Raw genomic sequence first — 17004 nt, 5'->3', positions numbered from 1 at the left:
ACCCTCAAAACCCCCCCTCCGAGGTTGTTTGTCATGGTTAAGATTCGCCTGTCCCGTTTTGGTTCCACCCATAACCCCCACTACCGCATCGTGGTCACCGATGCCCGCCGCCCCCGCGACGGCGGCTACATCGAGAGCCTGGGCTACTACGACCCCCGCAAGACCACCGAAAACTACCTGAAGGTGGACGCCGAGCGCGCCGCCCACTGGCTGGCCCAGGGCGCCCAGCCCACCAACACCGCCCGCCGCCTGCTCAAGAGCCAGGGCGTGAAGGTCGCTTAAGCGATTCTCTGTGCAGGACAAGCTCCCCAACCTGGGGGGCCTTTTTTGTTGTCCGGCGCGCGGCCCTGGAGGCGGTAGAATGCCCGCCATGAAAACCGATCCCGTGGAACTGACCCTGTACCTCGCGCAGAGCGTGGTGGACCAGCCGGCGCTGGTGCGCGCCGTGCGGCGTGGCCCCACCGTGGTCGTGCGGGTGGGCCCCGGCGAGGAAGGGCGCCTGATCGGCCGTCAGGGCCGCGTGATTCAGGCCATCCGCACGCTGGTGCGCGCCGCCGCCGACCCGCGCGAGCGCCTGAACGTGGACCTGGACGCCCCCCGCAAAGCGTGAGCGGGGGCGAACAGGACCGCACCCGGCTGGGGCACTTTCTGGGGCCGCACGGGGTGCGCGGCGGCGTCAAGGTGTATGTGCTGGGCGACCCGGGGCAACTGCTGGCACTAAAGCGGGTGTACGTGGAGGGCCGGGGCTGGCTGCGGGTCACCAGGGCCGAGCCCCTCTCGCCCGGGGTGGCGCTGGGGCTGGCGGGCGTGACCACGCGCGAGGCCGCCGAGGACCTGCGCGGCCTGCAGGTGTACGCCGCCGACGATGAACTGCCCGAACCCGAAGAGGGCGTGTACTATTACCACGAACTGCGCGGCCTGAGTGTCCACGGGACCTCGGGCGAGGTGCTGGGCGAGGTCACCGACGCCCTGGACGGCGGGCGCCAGGATCTGCTGGTGGTGCGCCACCCGGGCGGCGAGTCGTTTGTGCCGCTGCAGGCGCCGTATGTGGTGGTCGAACTCAACGACAAGGGCCGCCCGCGCGCCATTACCCTCACCGCCGACGCCCCGGAGAACCTGCTGGGCGACCCCGATCCTGACCGTGACGACTGAGGCCACGCCCACACCCCTAACCTTCTCGTTCCTGACGCTGTTTCCCGAGTTGCTCTTTCCCTTTGCACAGGAGGCGATTCTGGGCAAGGCGGCGGCCCGGGGCCTGATTGACGTGCAGCTGGTGAACCTGCGCAACTTCGCCCAGAACAAGCACCTGAAGGTGGACGACACCCCGTACGGCGGCGGCGCCGGCATGGTGATCCGGGTGGATGTCGCCCAGCGCGCCCTGGAGAGCCTGCCCCCGGCCGACGAGGTGATTCTCTTCAGTCCGGCCGGCCAGCCCTTCACCCAGGCAGTGGCCGAGGAACTGGCGGGCAAACGCCACCTCGCGTTCCTGTGTGGCCGTTACGAGGGCTTCGACGCCCGCGTGGAGACCCTGGTCACGCGGGAACTCAGCATTGGCGACTTCGTGATGATGGGCGGCGAGGCAGCGGCGGCCTGCGTGCTGGAAGCGGTGGCGCGCCTGCGGCCCGGCGTGCTGGGCGACCCGGCGTCGCACCAGATGGACTCGTTCAGTTCTGGCCTGCTGGATTACCCCGAATACACCCGCCCGCCGGAATGGAACGGCCACGCGGTGCCCGAGGTGCTGCGCGGCGGCAACCACGCGGCGGTGGCGGCGTGGCGGCGCGAGCAGGCCCTGCAGCGCACCCTGGCCCGGCGCCCGGACCTGCTGGCCCAGGCCCCACTGACCCCGCAGGACAGCGCGGCGCTGCTGGCCCTGGGGGTCAGCGAGGCCGAGCTGGCGGCCTGGGGCGCCCCGCCGCCGCCCCCGCCCAAGCGGCGCCGCACAGCGAAGCGTCCCGCCAAAGCGGACTGATGAGCTTGTGGGGCGAGGTTTAAGCGCCCATGCAGAAACGGTTGACGTTTTTCCCGGTGGTGTGTGGGCTGCGCTCAAGTTCCGGGCGCGCCTGGGGGGCACCATAACGGCGTATGCGCGTTCCGCTGTTTCCTCTGCCCAAGCTGGTGCTGTTTCCAGGCGTACTGCTGCCGCTGTACGTCTTTGAACCCCGGTACCGCGCCCTGCTGGCAGACGTGCAGGCCAGCGGGGGCCCCTTTGGCATCGTGCGCATTGTGGTGTCCTCGGAAGAGTCGGACAGGCCATTCCACGAGCGGGTGTCGCGGGTGGGTACGCTGGCCTCGCTACGCCAGGCGCAGGGCCACGAGGACGGCACCAGCACCATCCTGGTCACGGGGGGCGAGCGCTTTGAGATTGAGCGCTTTCACTTCGACCAGCCGTACCTGTCCGCCGACGTGCGGCTGTGGCCCCTGGAAGGCAGCGATGCCGAGGTGGAGCGGGTCTCGGCGAGCGAGCTGCTCTCGGCCCTGATTCGCCTGCGACCCGAAGAAGGCGAGGCCCTGCGCCGCGCCGCGCCCAGTGAGCCGCTGCTGCTGGCCAGCTTTGCCGCCGCCAGCCTGCCCCTGACACCCGAGCAGCGCGAAGACGCCCTGCGCGCCCCCACGCTGGGCGACCGCCTGGACGTGCTGCTGGGCTACGTGCCGCGCGAAGCCAAGCTGCTGAACTAGGCCCTGGGCGATGGTGCCCGTCTCCCCCGTCCGGCCCGGCCCCCTCTGCTAGCCTGGGCGGGCGATGGCGACCGTGGCGGAACTCCGGGAGAAACTGCGGCGGCCCCTGTCGGCGGAGCTGGCCTCGGGCTGCCAGAACCGCGTAGTGGCGGGCGGCATGGACAAACTGCTGGCCTCGCCGCTGGGCAATCCCTTTCCGAAAGTGCGCGAGGTGCTGGCGGGCTACGCCGCGCTGGATCTCCCGGAGCGCGAGGACGCCCTGAAGCGGGCCCTGGCCCTGCTGAGCGAGGCCGCCAAACCTGCCGCCAAGCCAGCGCGCGCGGCCCGGGTGGCGGTGCCTGCCGCTGCCCCCGGCGAGCGCCTGCCCCCGGACGCCCCGGTGGAGCGGCTCGACACTGGCCCCGGTGGTGCCCGCAAACTGCACACGCTGGGCCTGCACCTGCTGCGCGACGTGCTGCACGCCTACCCCCACCGGCACGAGGACCGCCGGGCCCTGCCGGACCTCTCGGAAGTGGAGGAAGGCCAGAAGGTGACCGTGGAGGGCCGGGTGGTTGCCAAATCCCGCCGCAGCCCCAAGCCCGGAATGCTGATTCTGGAGGTCACGCTGGAAACCCCGGCCGGGGGGCGGGTGCGCGCCAGCTGGTTTAACCAGCCCTGGGTGGAGCGGCAGCTGAAAGAGGGTGCGCGGCTCGTACTGACAGGCCGGGTGAAGAAGTTTGGCCGCTCGGTGCAGCTGGGCGTGGAGCACCTGGAAACGGTGGAAGGCGCGCAGGACAGCCTCTCGACAGGGCGCATTGTGGGCGTGTACGACAGCAAGGAAGGCATCTCGCAGGAGTTTCTGCGTCGCGCCGCGCACCGCTCTCTCCAGGCGGTGCCGCTGGACGATTACCTGCCCGCCCACTGGCGCCAGAAGTACCGCCTGACCGATCTGGCCGACGCGCTGTGGGGCATTCACTTTCCGCACGACGAGGGGCACCTGGGCCGCGCGCGGGCCCGGCTGCGCTTTGACGAGTACCTGTTCCTCGAACTGCGCCTGCTGCTGCAAGGCGAGGACGCCGTGCTGCAGGGCAAACGGTTTCAGGCCACAGGGGACGACATCCACACCTTCGAGGCCGCGCTGCCCTTCCGTTTCACGAACGCCCAGCGGCGGGTGCTGCTGGAAATTACGGACGACATGCGGGGTGAACGCCAGATGGCGCGGCTGGTGCAGGGGGACGTGGGCAGCGGCAAGACCGCTGTGGCCGCCTGCGCCCTGTATCTGGCGGTTCGCGACGGCTACCAGGGCGCCCTGATGGCCCCCACCGAGATCCTGGCGCGGCAACACTACGCGAACCTGGTGGGCTACCTGGGGAAGCTGGACGTGCGGGTGGGCCTGCTGATTGGCGCCATGACCCCCAAGGCCAAGCTGGAGATGCAAACCCGCATTGCCCAGGGCGACGTGGACGTGGTGGTGGGCACCCAGGCGCTGATTCAGGAGAACGTGCGCTTTGACAACCTGGGCCTGGCCGTGGTGGACGAGGAACACCGCTTCGGTGTGCAGCAGCGGCGCAAACTGCTGGCCGGGCGCCCCGACGTGCTGGTGATGTCCGCCACGCCCATTCCGCGTTCGCTGGCGCTGACGGCCTACGGCGACCTGGAACTCAGCATCATTGACGAGCTGCCGCCCGGGCGCACGCCCATCGAAACCAAGCTGATTCAGGACACCGCCCGGCAGCAGGCGTACGGCTTCGTGATGCGACAGATTCGTGAAGGCCGGCAGGCGTTTGTGGTGACCGCCCTGATCGAGGAAAACGAGAACCTGGAGCTGCTGGCCGCCACCCAGCTGGCCGATGACCTGAAAACCATACTGCCGGAAGCCCGCATTGATCTGCTGCACGGCAAGATGAGCGCCGCCGAGAAGGACCACGTCATGGACCGCTTCCGCGCCCACGAGTTCGACGTGCTGGTGTCCACCACCGTGATTGAGGTGGGGGTGGACGTGCCCAACGCCACGGTGATGGTCATTGAAAACGCCGAACGCTTCGGGCTGGCGCAGCTGCACCAGTTACGCGGCCGGGTGGGGCGCGGCAGCGCCCAGAGCTACTGCGTGCTGATTGCGGGCGAGCACAGCAAGAAAACCCGCCAGCGCCTGAAGATCATTGAGGGCAGTACCGACGGCTTTGTGATTGCCGAAGCCGACCTGAAGCTGCGCGGCCCCGGCGAGTTGCGCGGCACCCGCCAGAGCGGCATTCCCGACCTGCGGCTGGCCGATCTTGCCAACGACACCGAGATCATTGAGCAGGCCCGCGAACTGGCCAAGCACATCCTCGCGCACGACCCCAAGCTGGAACACCCCCGCCTGCAATACCTGCGCAGCGAACTGCAAAACCGCAGCCAGAGCGTGGCGTTCAGGGAAGTGATTTGAGTGGCGGCGCCTTTTATCCATGCGCTGACGCTTGGCCTGCCCGTCGGCGTGGTGCAGGGCGAGTGGGGGGTGCTGCGCACACCTGATGACTTTGTGCCGGTCAAGACAGGGCTGTTGCCCAACATGGTGACGCTGCTGGAAGGCGATCCTGCCGGATTCCATGACAACCTGCAGGCGGGGCTTCGGGCCGCCGCCCTGCCAGACGCCCTGGCCGCGACCTATCCCCTGGCGCCGACCCTTCGGCTGGGGTTGCAGTGGGGCGCGGCCTACTGGGAAGAACGTGCCCTGCGCTGGACCGAGCATTTTCAGCTCGCTGGTCAGCTGGGGGATGAACTGAGAACCCTGGCGCAGACTGGAAAAACGCAGCGGGTCCGCCACTGGGCCCAGCGCTTGGCGCGGATGGCCGACCGGAACCACCAGATCGCCAGTGCGCAGGAATTCCTAGACCTGCGAAACAGCACTGATCCCGAGCTCTATCAGCGTGCGGCCCACGGCCGGGCCAGTCTGGAAGTGTGGACCGCCGTGATGGCCCTGGACCCGGAAATGAAGTTCTGGGTGGCGCACAACAAGACCGTGCCGCCAGAAGTGCTCACTCTGCTCTCCAGCGACCCCGATCCGCGCGTCCGCTGGATGGTCGCCACCCGCCGCGCCTGCCCACCAGAAACGCTGGGACAGCTGGCCAACGACCCAGATGAATCGGTCAGGCTGCGGGTGGCCTTCAACGCCAAATGCCCGCCGGCCCTGCTCGTTCGATTGGCCTCCGACACCGAACCTGAAGTGGCCCGAGTCGCCCGGTCCCGACTGAAGGCGCAAGCATGAGCCCTCCCCCGCTGGTCGTTTATGTGGATGTGGACGAGACCCTGGTGCGCAACGTCGGGCGCTCCCGCATTCCCATTCCGGCAGCGGTGGCCCATGTGCGTGAACTGGCGGCGCAGGGGGCTGAGCTGTATTGCTGGAGTTCGGGCGGCGCGGCTTACGCCCGTGAGAGTGCGCGCGAGGTGGGGTTGGAGGCGCTGTTTACCGCCTTCCTGCCCAAGCCGCAGGTGCTGCTGGACGATCAGTCGGTGCAGACATGGCGGCGACTGGTGCAGGTGCATCCCCTGAGCTGCGCGGGCCAGACAGTGGACATCTACCGGGCACGGCTGGCCGGCAAACCTCCAGCCGACGGGTCCGGGTAACTTACTGCACGGCCCGCGCGGGCTGCAGCACCTGTAAGCGGGCCTGGGTGCCTTCCGGGCGCACCTCGTCGCTGGGGCGGTGCACCAGCAGGTCCTGGGCGTGGCCGGCCAGCCGCACGGTATAGGTCACGTCGTGGCCCTTGAATTCCCGCGCCACGATGGTCACCTCGGGGGCGGCGGGGTCGTCGGTAAAGCCCAGGTGTTCGGGCCGCACACTCACCATGACCGGGCCACTGGCCGCTTCGCGCAGGGGCACCACGCCCAGCGCCGTGCGGGCCATGTGGCGGTCGGCGGTGCCCGAGAGCAGGTTGCTGCGCCCCAGGAAATTGGCCACGAAGGCGGTGCGCGGCTGCGCGTAGACCTCGTGCGGCGGGCCCACCTGCTCAATCTGGCCGCCGCGCATCAGGACCAGGCGGTCGCTGAAGGCCAGGGCCTCTTCCTGGTCGTGGGTGACCAGCACCGCCGTGGTGCCACTCTGGTGCAGGATGGCGCGCACCTCCTGGCGGGTGCTGTGGCGCAGCTGCGCGTCCAGGTTGGAAAAGGGCTCGTCCAGCAGCAGCACGCTGGGGCGCGGGGCCAGGGCGCGCGCCAGCGCCACGCGCTGCTGCTGCCCGCCCGAGAGCTGATCAGGGCGGCGCGATTCAAAGACAGTGAGGCCCACCAGGGCCAGGGTCTCGCGGGCCCGGGGCAGGCGCTGGGGGCGGGGCAGATGGCGCAGGCCGAACAGCACGTTGCCCAGCACGCTCAGGTGCGGAAACAGCGCGTAATCCTGAAACACCAGCCCCACGCCCCGGCGCTCGGGCGGGGCAAAGGGCGCGGTGACATCGCGCCCGGCAATGCGCACCGTGCCCGCATCGGGGCGCTCCAGGCCCGCAATCAGGCGCAGAGTGGTGGTCTTGCCGCAGCCCGAGGGGCCCAGCAGGGTCAGCAGCTCACCGGCTTGAACGCTGAGGTTCAGGCCGTCCACCACCGGGGGCAGGCCGGGGGCATAGCGTTTGGTCAGCCCCTCAAATTCCAGAATGGGCGAGGTCATGGTCGGTCCTTTCGGCGCCGCTCACGGGGACGCTCGCGGCGCAGGATCAGCAGGGTCAGGCCCGCGCCGCTGACCGCCAGGGCCAGGGCGTAGGGGGCGGCGGCAGCGTACTGCGCTTCTTCGGTGTAGGTCCAGACGTTGCGGGCCAGGGTTTCAAAGCCGGTGGGCGCCAGGAGCAGGGTCAGTGGCAATTCCTTGAGCACGCTCAGGAACACGAAGGCCGCACTCACCAGCAGCCCCGGGCGCAGCAGGGGCAGGGTGACGCGGCGCAGGGCACCTACGCCACTCTGGCCCAGCACCCGCGCCGCTTCTTCCAGGCGGGGCGTGGCGCGGGTGAGGCCGGTGCGGATGGGGCCCACCGCTTCGGCCACAAAGTGCAGGGTGTAGGCGGCGATCAGCAGCGGAAAGGTCTGGTACAGGGGCGGGGCCAGCCGCAGGGTAAAGAAAATCAGGGCCAGGGCAAAGGCCAGCGGCGGGGTGGCGTAGCCCAGGTAGGCGGCCCGCTCGGTGATGCGGGCCAGCCGCCCCTGCGCCCGGCTGCCAATGTAGGCCAGCGGAAACGCCAGGGCGGTGGTGGTCAGGGCCGCCAGCGCGGCGGCGCCCAGGGCCCCTTGCAGGGCTTCTTGCAGCCCGGCCCAGGCGTACGGGTTGGTCTCCAGGCGCAGCCAGTGCACCACGGTGCCCAGCGGCACCACCAGCGTGGCCCCGGCCAGGGCCGCCAGAAAGGCCCACGCCAGCGGCGCCGCCCGGCCCAGCGAGACCCGGCGCGGCTCTCGGGCGCCCCCTGGCGATACGCGCGACAGGTGCAGGCCCCGCACCAGCCGGGCTTCCAGCCACAGCACCGCGCCCGTGACCAGCAGCAGACCCAGGGCCAGCCACGCCGAATACACCCGGTCATAGGCCGCCGTGTACTGCTGGTAAATGGCGGCGCTGAAGGTGGGATAGCGCATCAGGCTCACCACGCTAAAGTCGCCCAGCACGTGCAGGGCAATCAGCAGAGCCCCGGACAGCCACGCCGGGCGCAGGTGGGGCAGCGTGACGGCCAGAAAGGTCTGGCGGCGGGTGCGGCCCAGCAGCCGGGCGGCATCTTCCAGGGCGGGGTCCAGGCTGCGCAGCGCCGACTGCAGGTTCAGGAACAGGTACGGAAAGGTGAACAGGGTCAGCACCCCCAGCGCGCCCCAGAAGCCGGTGGGCCCAGGCCAGTTCAGGCCGGTCCAGGCCTGAATGGTGCCGCCGGGGCCGCTGGCCGCAATCAGAGCGTAGGCGCCCACGTAGCCGGGAATGGCCAGCGGCAGCACCCCCAGCAGCATCGGCAGCCAGCGCGGGCGCAGGGTGGTGCGGGCCGCCACGAACGCCAGCGGCAGGGCCACCAGTGTGGTGGTCAGCAGCGTGGCGGCCGTCAGCAGCAGCGTGTTGCCCAGCAACTCCAGATTGCGCGCCCGGAACACGATCTCGCGCAGTTCTGCCCCCTCGGCACCAAAAGCGCGCACCACCAGATACACCAACGGCAACAACACGCCCAGCACCGTCAGCAGGGCGGGCAGCAGCAGTGGCAGAGGCGGGCGGCGGTGGGTCATGGGCAGCGCAGGCACGTGAGCGAGACAGCCGGGTCACCATAGCAGACCGGAATAGTCAGCATTCGGGCCACGCGTCCCGCTGGACACAAAAAGCCCCCGCCCAGAGTGTGGGCAGGGGCGGCAGCTTCGCCTGGGCTTACAGCAGGCCGGCGTCGCGCAGGAGCTTCTGGGCCTTTTCGATGTTCTTGGGCAGCACGGTGGGGTCAATGCGGGGGCTACGCTTGACCACGTCGTTGTAAGGCAGCATGGTCGTGGGCTGCAGGATGTTGCCGATCACCGGGTACTCGAAGTTCACGCTGAGGAAGAAGGTCTGGGCGTCCTTGGCGACCAGGGCCTGCAGGAAGCGCAGGGCGGCGGCCTGGTTCTTGCTGGTCTTCAGGATGCCCGCACCCGTGGCGTTGCCCAGGTTGCCAATGTCGCCCGCCTTGAAGAAGTAGGTGTCAATGGGGTAGCTCAGGCGGTTGACACGCTGGATGTAGTAGTGGTTGGTCAGCGCCACGTCAATCTCGCCGGCGCGCATGGCTTCGAGCATGCCCACGTTGCTGGTCTTGTAGTCCTTGGGTTGCAGGGCCTTCATGCCTTCAATCCAGGTCTTGGTGGTGGCCTCGCCGTACTTGGCGATCATGGCGGCCAGGAAGTCCTGGAAGCTGGGGTAGGACACGGTCCAGCCAATGCGCCCCTTGAGGCTGGTCATCTTGGGCAGGTCCAGGATGGAGTCGGGCAGCTGCTCGGGCTTGATCTTGGCCGTGTTGTAGGCCAGGGTGCGGAAGCGCACGGTGGTGGGCAGCCACGCGCGGGTGTCCGGCAGGTAGTCGTCGCTGACGTTGCGGGTCAGCGCGGTGCCCAGCTTGGTAAAGCGGTTCTCGGAAGCCAGTTCGCCCAGCGCGCCCACCGAGTTGCCCCAGTACACGTCGGCGGGGCTGCGCGCGCCCTCTTCGCGCAGGGCGGCGACCAGCTGGGCATCGGTGCCGTAGCGCACGTTCACCTTGATGCCGGTCTGGCGCTCGAACTGCTGCACCACAGGGTCCACGAAGGTCTTGGCGCGGCCCGAGTACACGGTCAGGGTGGTCTGGGCAAGGCTGGAGCCGGCCAGCAGCAGGGCACTCAGGGTCAGGGCAGTCCGAATCATGACCAAAATCCTAAGTAAATCACTCGGAATGGTAAGGGATGAATGTCCCAGGGAGGGGCGATGGTGATGTGCGGGGAGGGCTAAGGCTGGGTGGCGAGGTCAAGAAGGGGCGACAGAGTGGATTCACCTCCAACCAGCCGTCCCCACCCTCTGGACGGGAAATATGCATTGCCGGCCTCCTCTCACGAGGAGCACCGCTTTTCTCGCGCCCAGCGCCAGTTTGCTCACACATCAGCCTCTTTTTTGACCCTGGGCTTGCGTGCACAAATGTGACACTTCTGTGACGCCCATCACCTACACTGGGCAGTACCAGCGCAACTGAATACAAGGGCGGGCCGGGTGAAGTCCGCTGCGCACGAGGTCGGAGCGGTGCACCCACTGCCTCTGGCCTCTTTTTGCGCCTCAGCGGTGTGCACTATGCTGCCCCCCATGAGCCTGCCTTCTGCTGCTTCCTCCCGCACCGTGCTGGTGACTGGCGCCACTGGCGGCATCGGGCTGATCACGGCCCGCGAACTGGCCCGCCAGGGCGAGCGCGTGCTGATCGTGGGCCGCGATGCCCAGAAAACCGGGCGCGTGGCCGGGGAAATCGGGGCGGCGGGCACCTTCCTGGCCGACCTGTCCGAGCTGGCGCAGGTGCGGCGGCTGGCGGCGCAGGTGCGCGAGCAGACCGGGCAGCTGGACGTGCTGATCAATAACGCCGGGGCCTTTTACCGCGAACGGCAGGAAACGCGCGAGGGGATTGAACGCACCTGGGCGCTGAACCACCTCTCGCCCTTTGTGCTCACCCGCGAGTTGCTGCCGCTGCTGCGCCAGTCGGCGGCGCCCCGGGTGATCACGGTGGCCAGCGCCGCGCACGCCATGGGCCGGCTGCGGCTGGACGACCCGGAATTTCGTCGGGGCTACGGCGGCTGGGCCGCGTACGCCCAGAGCAAGCTGGCCAACATTCTGTTTGCCCGCGAACTGGCGCGGCGTGAAAGCGGCGTGCTGAGCAGCAGCCTGCACCCCGGGATGGTGGCCACCGGCTTTGCCCACAACAACGGGGGCTGGGTCAGCCGGCTGTACGGCATCGTGGACCGCTTTGCCCTGACGCCGGAACAGGGCGCGCAGACCACGCTCCATGTCGCCACCGCGCCGCTGACAGCCTCGGGCCGCTACTACAGCGAGAGCCGCGAAACGACGCCCGCGCCCCAGGCACTGGATGACGGCGCCGCCCTGGCGCTGTGGCAGCTCAGCGAGGCGTATGTGGCGGACCTGAGCCCGGCTGGAAGCTAAAGGCGACTTCTGGCAGAGCGGCGAGCAACGCACGTGAGCCAGCAGCGCCAGCAGACGAGCTCTCCCCGCTCAGGCCTCGCGCACGAAACCGCTGGCTACGAACTCCTGCACCAGCGCCTCCAGTTCATGCAGGGCGCCATCGTCGCGCAGGGCAAATTCGGCAGGGGTCAGACCCTCGGCCAGGGCGCGCAGCAGGGTCAGGCCCGGCTGGCCGTGGCGGGTGCGGAACGCCTGATGCACGTTGGTAATGGCGTTCAGGGCGTCTTTGCCACGCAGGGTCAGGGTGTACTGGTGGTGCGCCCAGCCGGCGAGGCGGCGCGGTAGGATCAAGGTCTGGGGGCGCAGCGGCGCGGGAAAGGCCCCCTCGTAGGGCAGGGTGGCTGGCATGGTCGCCATAATCTGCCCGCGCACATAAAAGATGGCCCCGCCCGGCCGGGCATGCAGCCCCGTAAAGTCCTCGGTGAGGTTGAACTTCCAGGCGCGCGAACCGATGCCGCTGAGCGCGTGGGCGAGGTGGGGGTCCAGCGCGAAAGCACCCAGCAGCGCACCCTGTTCGTACAGACCCAGCAGTTCGCCCAGGGCCTGCTCGCCGGTCAGGCTGCCGGCAGCGGCCGTGACGGCGCGGCCCTCGTACAGCAGCACGTAGGCGCTCTGCTCCCCCAGGCCTGCGTGCAGGTAGCCGTACCAAGCCTGCTCGTGCAGGTACTTTAAAAAGGCGTGCAGGTCGCAGAACCCAACGTGCAGCCCCGCATGGGTGGGCTGGGCCTGCGGCAGAAAACGCGCCAGGAACGGGGCCGCCCCCGGAAACATGGGCGCCAGTTCGGGTGCGGTGTCCCGGTCCGGGTCATGGGCGGGCGGAAGATCAGGCGCAGGGCGCCGTTCGGGTTCAGTCATGGCGTGCTCCGGCGGGGCCCTTCACAGGACTTCAGACAGCGCGGCGCGGGCGTCCGGGGCTGTCTGCCCCTCGTCCAGCAGGCGCGCGCCCTGGCGAAAGCGCTGGGCGTTCAGCACATACCGCTGCGCGTTGCCGCCGCTGGGGGCCGGGCGCACCACGCGGGCGGGCACGCCCACAGCCAGCATGCCGTCGGGCACATGCGCGCCTTCGGGCAGCACGGCCCCGGCGCCCAGCATCGCCCCGGCGCCCAGGCTGGAGCCACTGAGCATCACGGCGCCCATGCCCACCAAGCTGCCGGGCCCGCAGGCGGCGCCGTGCACCACCGCGCGGTGGCCCACCGTCACGCGCTCGCTCAGCACGCAGGGCCAGCCCGCGTCGGTGTGCAGGACGGCGCCGTCTTGCACGTTGCTGCCCGGCCCCACGGTGATGGGCTCCAGGTCACCGCGTAGCACCGCGCCGTACCACACACTGGCGTCTTCGGCCACCGTGACCTGCCCAATAATGTCGGCGCTGGGGGCCACAAAAGCGGTGGGATGAATCTGGGGGACGTGCCCGTCCAGGGCGTAGCGCGGCATGCCTTTCCTCCGGGGGAGCCACGGTCACGGACGGCTGTCCAGAGGGGCCCGCGTGGGCACCACGGCGCGCGCGACGAGGCCGGGGCAGATGGTGAACTGCCGCCCAGGGTAGCACGGGCCAGCGCGCCCCCGCTGAGCCGGCTGGACAGCCCAAGTCGGCCCAGGGACTGCCGCGCCTGGGCCAGCGGTGCGCCCCTGGGCCACAGATGAAGCGCGCGGCCCAGCCCAGACGCCCACCCCCCACCGGAGGCCCCCACATCTGCGCCCCGGACGGCCAGGGCCGCCCAGTACCATGCAGGGGATGACCGACGTTTCGCTTGCCGCCCCCAGCCTGGGCCGCCCCGTCTTTGAGCGGCAGGCCTCACCCACCGTGCTGCACCACCCGGTGAGTTTCACCGGGCAGGCCGGCGAATACTTCCGCATCTGGATCGTGAATGTGGCGCTGACACTGGTCACCTTCGGGCTGTACATGCCCTGGGCGCGGGTGCGCACCCGGCAGTATTTCTACGGTCATACCTGGGTGGACGGCCAGAACTTCGAGTACCGCGCCAATCCCTGGGCGCTGCTGCGCGGCTACCTGCTGATTGGCGGGCTGTCGGTGCTGTACGCGCTGGCGCTGCAGTCCCAGGAGCCCGCTTATATGCTGCTGGGGGTGCTGCTCCTGCTGATCTACCTGGGCTTCTACCCGTGGCTGGTGCGGCAATCCCTGCGCTTTCAGGCGGTGAACACCTTTCACCGGGGCCTGAATTTCTCGTTTCACGGCTCGGTGGGACAGGCGTATGTGGCCTACGGCGCTGCCAACCTGGCCGCCAGCTTCACCTCGGGGCTGGCGCTGCCCTGGGCGTGGTTCATGCAGCGGCGCTACCAACTGGACCATCTGGCCTACGGCACAGCCCGCACGCAGTTTCGGGGCGACGTGGCGCCGTTTTACATGATCGGTCTGACCGGACTGGGGCTGGTGATCGGCGGCGGACTGGCACTGGGGGTGCTGGCGCTGGTGGCGGCAGGCGGCTTCGCGGCGTTCACCGGGGGCGATTTCCCGGGGATGGAGACGGACAGCGACACCGTGGGCTGGGGCTTCCTGGCAGCGGGTGCGGCCGTCTATGTGGGGGTTCTGGCGCTGTACGCGCTGGCGTGGCAGTACGTGCGCGCGGCGATCATGGCCTACGTGCTCAACCACGCTGAACTGGGCGGGGTGGTGCGCACCGGGGCCCAGTTCTCGCCGTGGCGGCTGGTGTGGATAGGGGTCACCAACAGCCTCGCGCAGCTGCTGACGCTGGGGTTGGCCACGCCGTGGGCAGCCGTGCGGCGCACCCGGTACATCATGGACGGCATTCAGGTGCGCTCGCTGGTGCCCCTGGACACCTTTGTGGGGCAGGCCACCACTGGCGAATCCGCGCTGGGTGAAGCCGCCAGCGAACTGTTGGATATTCAGGTGGGGTTCTAAGGATGAACCGTGCGCCGGCCGTTCACCCGGAAACGGTGGTGCAGGGCGTGTATTTCGATGGCCGCAGCAGCCGCCCCCACCCCGCCGAACTGACCCTGAGCGCCCAGGGGGCGGCCCTGCGGGTGCTGGGCGGGGGCGTGGTGGCCAGCGCCGTGCACTGGCAGGCTGCGCAAGTCACTGTTGACCCCAGTATTCCCGGGGTGCGCCGCCGCCTGAAGTTTCCCGACGGCACCCGCTTTGAAACGGATGACGACGCGGCGCTGCGCCGCTGGGAAGCCCAGACTGGGCACAACCGCGTGCTGCGCGGCGTGCGCGGCCTGGAAAGCCACTGGGCCGCCGCGCTGGGCGCCCTGGCCGTGGCGGGCGCGCTGACGGCCGCGTTCGTGGTGTGGGGCATTCCGGCGCTGGCCACACAGGCGGCACTGGCCACCCCGCGCAGCGTGCTGCAGACCTTTGACCGCGAAACCATAGAGCTGCTGGACACTGACGACTACCTGGGACCATCAAAGCTGAGCGCCGCGCGCCAGGCGCAGTTGCAGGCGGCGTTCGCCCCGGTGCGCGACTGGGCCGGGGGCGGCTATTCATACCGGCTGCTGCTGCGCGACGGCAAACCCGGCAGTGACCTGGGGCTGGGCACCAACGCCTTCGCGCTGCCGGGCGGCACCATCGTCATGACCGATCAGCTGGTGAACCTGGCGCGCAGTGACCGCGAACTGGTGGGGGTACTGGCCCACGAAACCGCCCATGTGACGCGGCGGCACGGCGTGGCCACGGTGTATCAGGCGTTGGGGGTGTCGCTGGTGGTGACCCTTCTGACCGGCGATCTGGTCAGCGCCGGCACCTTCGCGGCGGCCGTGCCGGCCACGTTGCTGCGCAGCGGCTACTCCCGCGCCGCCGAGAGCGAGGCGGACCGCATCTCGGCGGGCTACCTGCTTCGGGTGTACGGGACCACGGTACCCCTGCAGACCATGCTGGCCCGGCTGGAGAAAGAGGCCAGCAAGGACAGCGAGGACAGCGGAGGCTCGTGGCTGGACCTGCTCAGCTCGCACCCGGTCACCCGCGAGCGCATCGAGGACCTGCGGGCGCTGGAAGCGGCGAAGGCGAAACAGTAGCCCCGCGTCAGAGCGGGTCGGGCGTCGCTTTATCGTCGGCCAGTCAGGCACTCAGAGCTGCCGACCTTCCAGACCACCCTGCACGTTAGGCCATGCAGGACAGTACATCTTCCTGCCTCCAACAGCCTGAAATCTTTGTGCCTGCCTCCTTGGCCCTCTCCCCTGTGGTGACCCACAGCAGGCTAGGGCGAGAGGACCGTTGCGGCAAATGCTCTAGGCTGCGGGGCGTGAAGTTCACGGTTCTGTCCACCAGCCTGGACCCGGACAGCCGCAGCGCGTGGCTGTGTACCCTGGCGGCCCAGCAGTTGCGCGTGGAGGGCCACGAGGTCACCCACCTGGACCTGCGCCAGACCCCGCTGCCGCCCTTCGACAACGTACAGGGGCCGGGCGGCTGCTACGAGCACCCCCACGCCGAGCTGTACCACCGCGCCATCCGCGAGGCCGACGGGCTGTTTCTGGGCGTGCCGGTGTACAACTGGGGCCTGGGCTCGGGGGCCAAGGCGCTGGTGGAACTGACCGGCAGCAGCGACGAGACGCGCGGCCTGCACGGCGCTTGGTTTGACCAGCCGGTAACGTTTCTGGTTTCCGGGGGGCTGGATCACGGCTACCTCAGCCACGGCGCCTTTGCCTTTGGCCTGATGGTGGATTTCCGCTGCGTGGTCAACCCGGACTTCGTGTATGCCACAGGCGCGCACTGGGCGGCGCCGGGCGTGCCGGGCGAGTGGCTGGCGGCGCGGCTGGCCCGCACGGTGGCGCGTGGCGCCGACCTCGCCGGGCGCCTGCAGGGCCGCCCCTACCGCAGCGTGTGGGAGCTGTGACTGCCCCCAGTGGTCCGCGCGCGCCCCTGCTGGCCCCCACCGAAAAGCCGCGCGTGGTGGTGGAGCACCCCGATTTCTACGTGGTGCATAAGCCGGCGCTGTGGCTGACCCACCCGGTACGCGCGCGGGTGGACGTGCCGGACGTACTGACCTACCTGCGTCGCCTGACCGGCGAGGACACCCTGGCCCCGCCGCACCGCCTGGACCGCGAAACCAGCGGCGCGCAGCTGTTCTCACGGGACCGCGAGGCGGCGCAGCGCTTCTTTACGCTGTTCAAAACGCATCTGGTGGGCAAAACCTACGTGGCCATCGTGCACGGCACCCCCGACTGGGAGCGGCGCACGCTGGACGCCCCGCTGGGCGACCTGGGCCTGGGCGGGGCCAACCGCATCACCATCCGGCAGGCGGTGGTGCCGGATGGCCGCCCGGCCGTCACCGATTTCCGGGTGATGGCCCGCCGGGCGGGGCACACGCTGATAGAGGCCTATCCCCGCAGCGGACGCCTGCACCAGATTCGCGCGCACCTCAGCCACCTGGGCCTGCCAATGGTGGGCGACAAGATTTACGGCCGCGATCCCAGCGTATTTCTGGAGTTCATGGAGGTGGGCCAGACCCCAGAACTCACCGCGCGGCTGGGTCTGCCCCGGCAGGCACTGCACGCCGCGCGCATTGCCTTCCCCTGGAGTGGCACCCAGTTCAGCGCCGAGCTGCCGCTGGCCCCGGACCTGCAGGCCTACTGGGACGCGCTGCCGCAGGACTAGAGCAGTTGACATAAAGATGATGTGGGTTCTCGACCCTCTCCCCTCGTGGGAGAGGGCCTCGCGCAGCGAGGGGTGAGGGGGTTCTTTGGTCAACCGCTCTAGAACAATGCGTTGGTGCTAGACCCTC

Annotated in this window: 18 protein-coding genes; 13 read left to right on the top strand and 5 right to left on the bottom strand. The window is 69.4% G+C overall.

The window, feature by feature from the left end; translation table 11 throughout:
- Positions 1–33: 33 nt before the first annotated feature.
- The 8 genes from rpsP (at position 34) to KMW22_RS03860 (ending at position 6258) form a co-directional block, all read left to right on the top strand.
- Positions 34–282 carry a 30S ribosomal protein S16 gene (gene rpsP, locus KMW22_RS03895; protein WP_221088719.1) on the top strand — a complete coding sequence of 83 codons (249 nt, stop codon included), beginning with the start codon at positions 34–36 and terminating at the stop codon, positions 280–282.
- An 88-nt stretch (positions 283–370) separates the two neighbouring features.
- Positions 371–610, top strand: a complete 240-nt coding sequence (locus tag KMW22_RS03890) for a KH domain-containing protein (protein ID WP_221088718.1) — start codon at positions 371–373, stop codon at positions 608–610.
- Positions 607–1152, top strand: coding sequence for a ribosome maturation factor RimM (gene rimM, locus KMW22_RS03885; RefSeq protein ID WP_221088717.1), 546 nt, complete (start codon positions 607–609; stop codon positions 1150–1152). Before KMW22_RS03890 ends, rimM begins: the two co-directional genes overlap by 4 nt.
- Positions 1142–1969, top strand: coding sequence for a tRNA (guanosine(37)-N1)-methyltransferase TrmD (trmD, locus tag KMW22_RS03880; RefSeq protein WP_328774587.1), 828 nt, complete (start codon positions 1142–1144; stop codon positions 1967–1969). Before rimM ends, trmD begins: the two co-directional genes overlap by 11 nt.
- Positions 1970–2082: 113 nt before the next feature.
- A complete protein-coding gene (locus KMW22_RS03875) occupies positions 2083–2676 on the top strand; it encodes an LON peptidase substrate-binding domain-containing protein (RefSeq protein ID WP_221088715.1) in 594 nt (197 codons plus the stop codon).
- Positions 2677–2740: 64 nt separating this feature from the next.
- Positions 2741–5080 carry an ATP-dependent DNA helicase RecG gene (gene recG / locus KMW22_RS03870; RefSeq protein WP_221088714.1) on the top strand — a complete coding sequence of 780 codons (2340 nt, stop codon included), beginning with the start codon at positions 2741–2743 and terminating at the stop codon, positions 5078–5080.
- On the top strand, positions 5081–5899 hold the full coding sequence (locus KMW22_RS19625; RefSeq protein ID WP_221088713.1) for a hypothetical protein: 819 nt from the start codon (positions 5081–5083) through the stop codon (positions 5897–5899).
- The gene (locus tag KMW22_RS03860; RefSeq protein WP_221088712.1) at positions 5896–6258 is read left to right on the top strand and encodes a DUF705 domain-containing protein; all 363 of its coding nucleotides are present in this window, start codon (positions 5896–5898) and stop codon (positions 6256–6258) included. The genes KMW22_RS19625 and KMW22_RS03860 overlap by 4 nt, the downstream gene beginning before the upstream one ends.
- Before the next feature lies 1 nt (position 6259).
- On the opposite strand, the gene KMW22_RS03855 is transcribed toward KMW22_RS03860, so the two are convergent.
- The 3 genes from KMW22_RS03855 to KMW22_RS03845 all read right to left on the bottom strand — a co-directional run bounded on the left by KMW22_RS03855 (position 6260) and on the right by KMW22_RS03845 (position 9997).
- Positions 6260–7291, bottom strand: coding sequence for an ABC transporter ATP-binding protein (locus tag KMW22_RS03855; RefSeq protein ID WP_221088711.1), 1032 nt, complete (start codon positions 7289–7291; stop codon positions 6260–6262).
- Entirely contained in the window at positions 7288–8868 is a 1581-nt protein-coding gene (locus KMW22_RS03850) for an ABC transporter permease (protein ID WP_221088710.1), read from the bottom strand. Before KMW22_RS03850 ends, KMW22_RS03855 begins: the two co-directional genes overlap by 4 nt.
- Before the next feature lie 136 nt (positions 8869–9004).
- Entirely contained in the window at positions 9005–9997 is a 993-nt protein-coding gene (locus tag KMW22_RS03845; protein ID WP_221088709.1) for an extracellular solute-binding protein, read from the bottom strand.
- Between the two features lie 429 nt (positions 9998–10426).
- Between KMW22_RS03845 and KMW22_RS03840 the strand changes: the two genes are divergently transcribed.
- Positions 10427–11269 carry an SDR family oxidoreductase gene (locus KMW22_RS03840; protein WP_235692552.1) on the top strand — a complete coding sequence of 281 codons (843 nt, stop codon included), beginning with the start codon at positions 10427–10429 and terminating at the stop codon, positions 11267–11269.
- 69 nt (positions 11270–11338) lie between these two features.
- On the opposite strand, the gene KMW22_RS03835 is transcribed toward KMW22_RS03840, so the two are convergent.
- Positions 11339–12163, bottom strand: coding sequence for a hypothetical protein (locus tag KMW22_RS03835; protein WP_328774586.1), 825 nt, complete (start codon positions 12161–12163; stop codon positions 11339–11341).
- Positions 12164–12184: 21 nt separating this feature from the next.
- On the bottom strand, positions 12185–12739 hold the full coding sequence (locus tag KMW22_RS03830; RefSeq protein WP_221088707.1) for a gamma carbonic anhydrase family protein: 555 nt from the start codon (positions 12737–12739) through the stop codon (positions 12185–12187).
- A 301-nt stretch (positions 12740–13040) separates the two neighbouring features.
- Here KMW22_RS03830 and KMW22_RS03825 point away from each other — a divergent pair, with 301 nt between their 5' ends.
- From KMW22_RS03825 to KMW22_RS03810, 4 genes are all read left to right on the top strand, one after another.
- Complete coding sequence (locus tag KMW22_RS03825) at positions 13041–14186, top strand: YjgN family protein (RefSeq protein ID WP_235692551.1); 1146 nt, start codon at positions 13041–13043, stop codon at positions 14184–14186.
- A gap of 2 nt (positions 14187–14188) precedes the next feature.
- Positions 14189–15298 (top strand): M48 family metallopeptidase, encoded by a 1110-nt coding sequence (locus KMW22_RS03820; protein WP_221088705.1) that lies wholly within the window; start codon positions 14189–14191, stop codon positions 15296–15298.
- 227 nt (positions 15299–15525) lie between these two features.
- The gene (locus KMW22_RS03815) at positions 15526–16116 is read left to right on the top strand and encodes an NADPH-dependent FMN reductase (RefSeq protein WP_221088704.1); all 591 of its coding nucleotides are present in this window, start codon (positions 15526–15528) and stop codon (positions 16114–16116) included.
- On the top strand, positions 16113–16877 hold the full coding sequence (locus KMW22_RS03810; RefSeq protein ID WP_328774585.1) for an RluA family pseudouridine synthase: 765 nt from the start codon (positions 16113–16115) through the stop codon (positions 16875–16877). Before KMW22_RS03815 ends, KMW22_RS03810 begins: the two co-directional genes overlap by 4 nt.
- Positions 16878–17004: the final 127 nt, after the last annotated feature.

Origin of the sequence: Deinococcus aquaedulcis (assembly GCF_019693445.1) — a bacterium.
Taxonomy (GTDB): Bacteria; Deinococcota; Deinococci; order Deinococcales; family Deinococcaceae; genus Deinococcus; species Deinococcus aquaedulcis.
The sequence above is the reverse complement of the archived record's forward strand: the minus strand, read 5'-3'. Positions and strand labels throughout refer to the sequence as shown.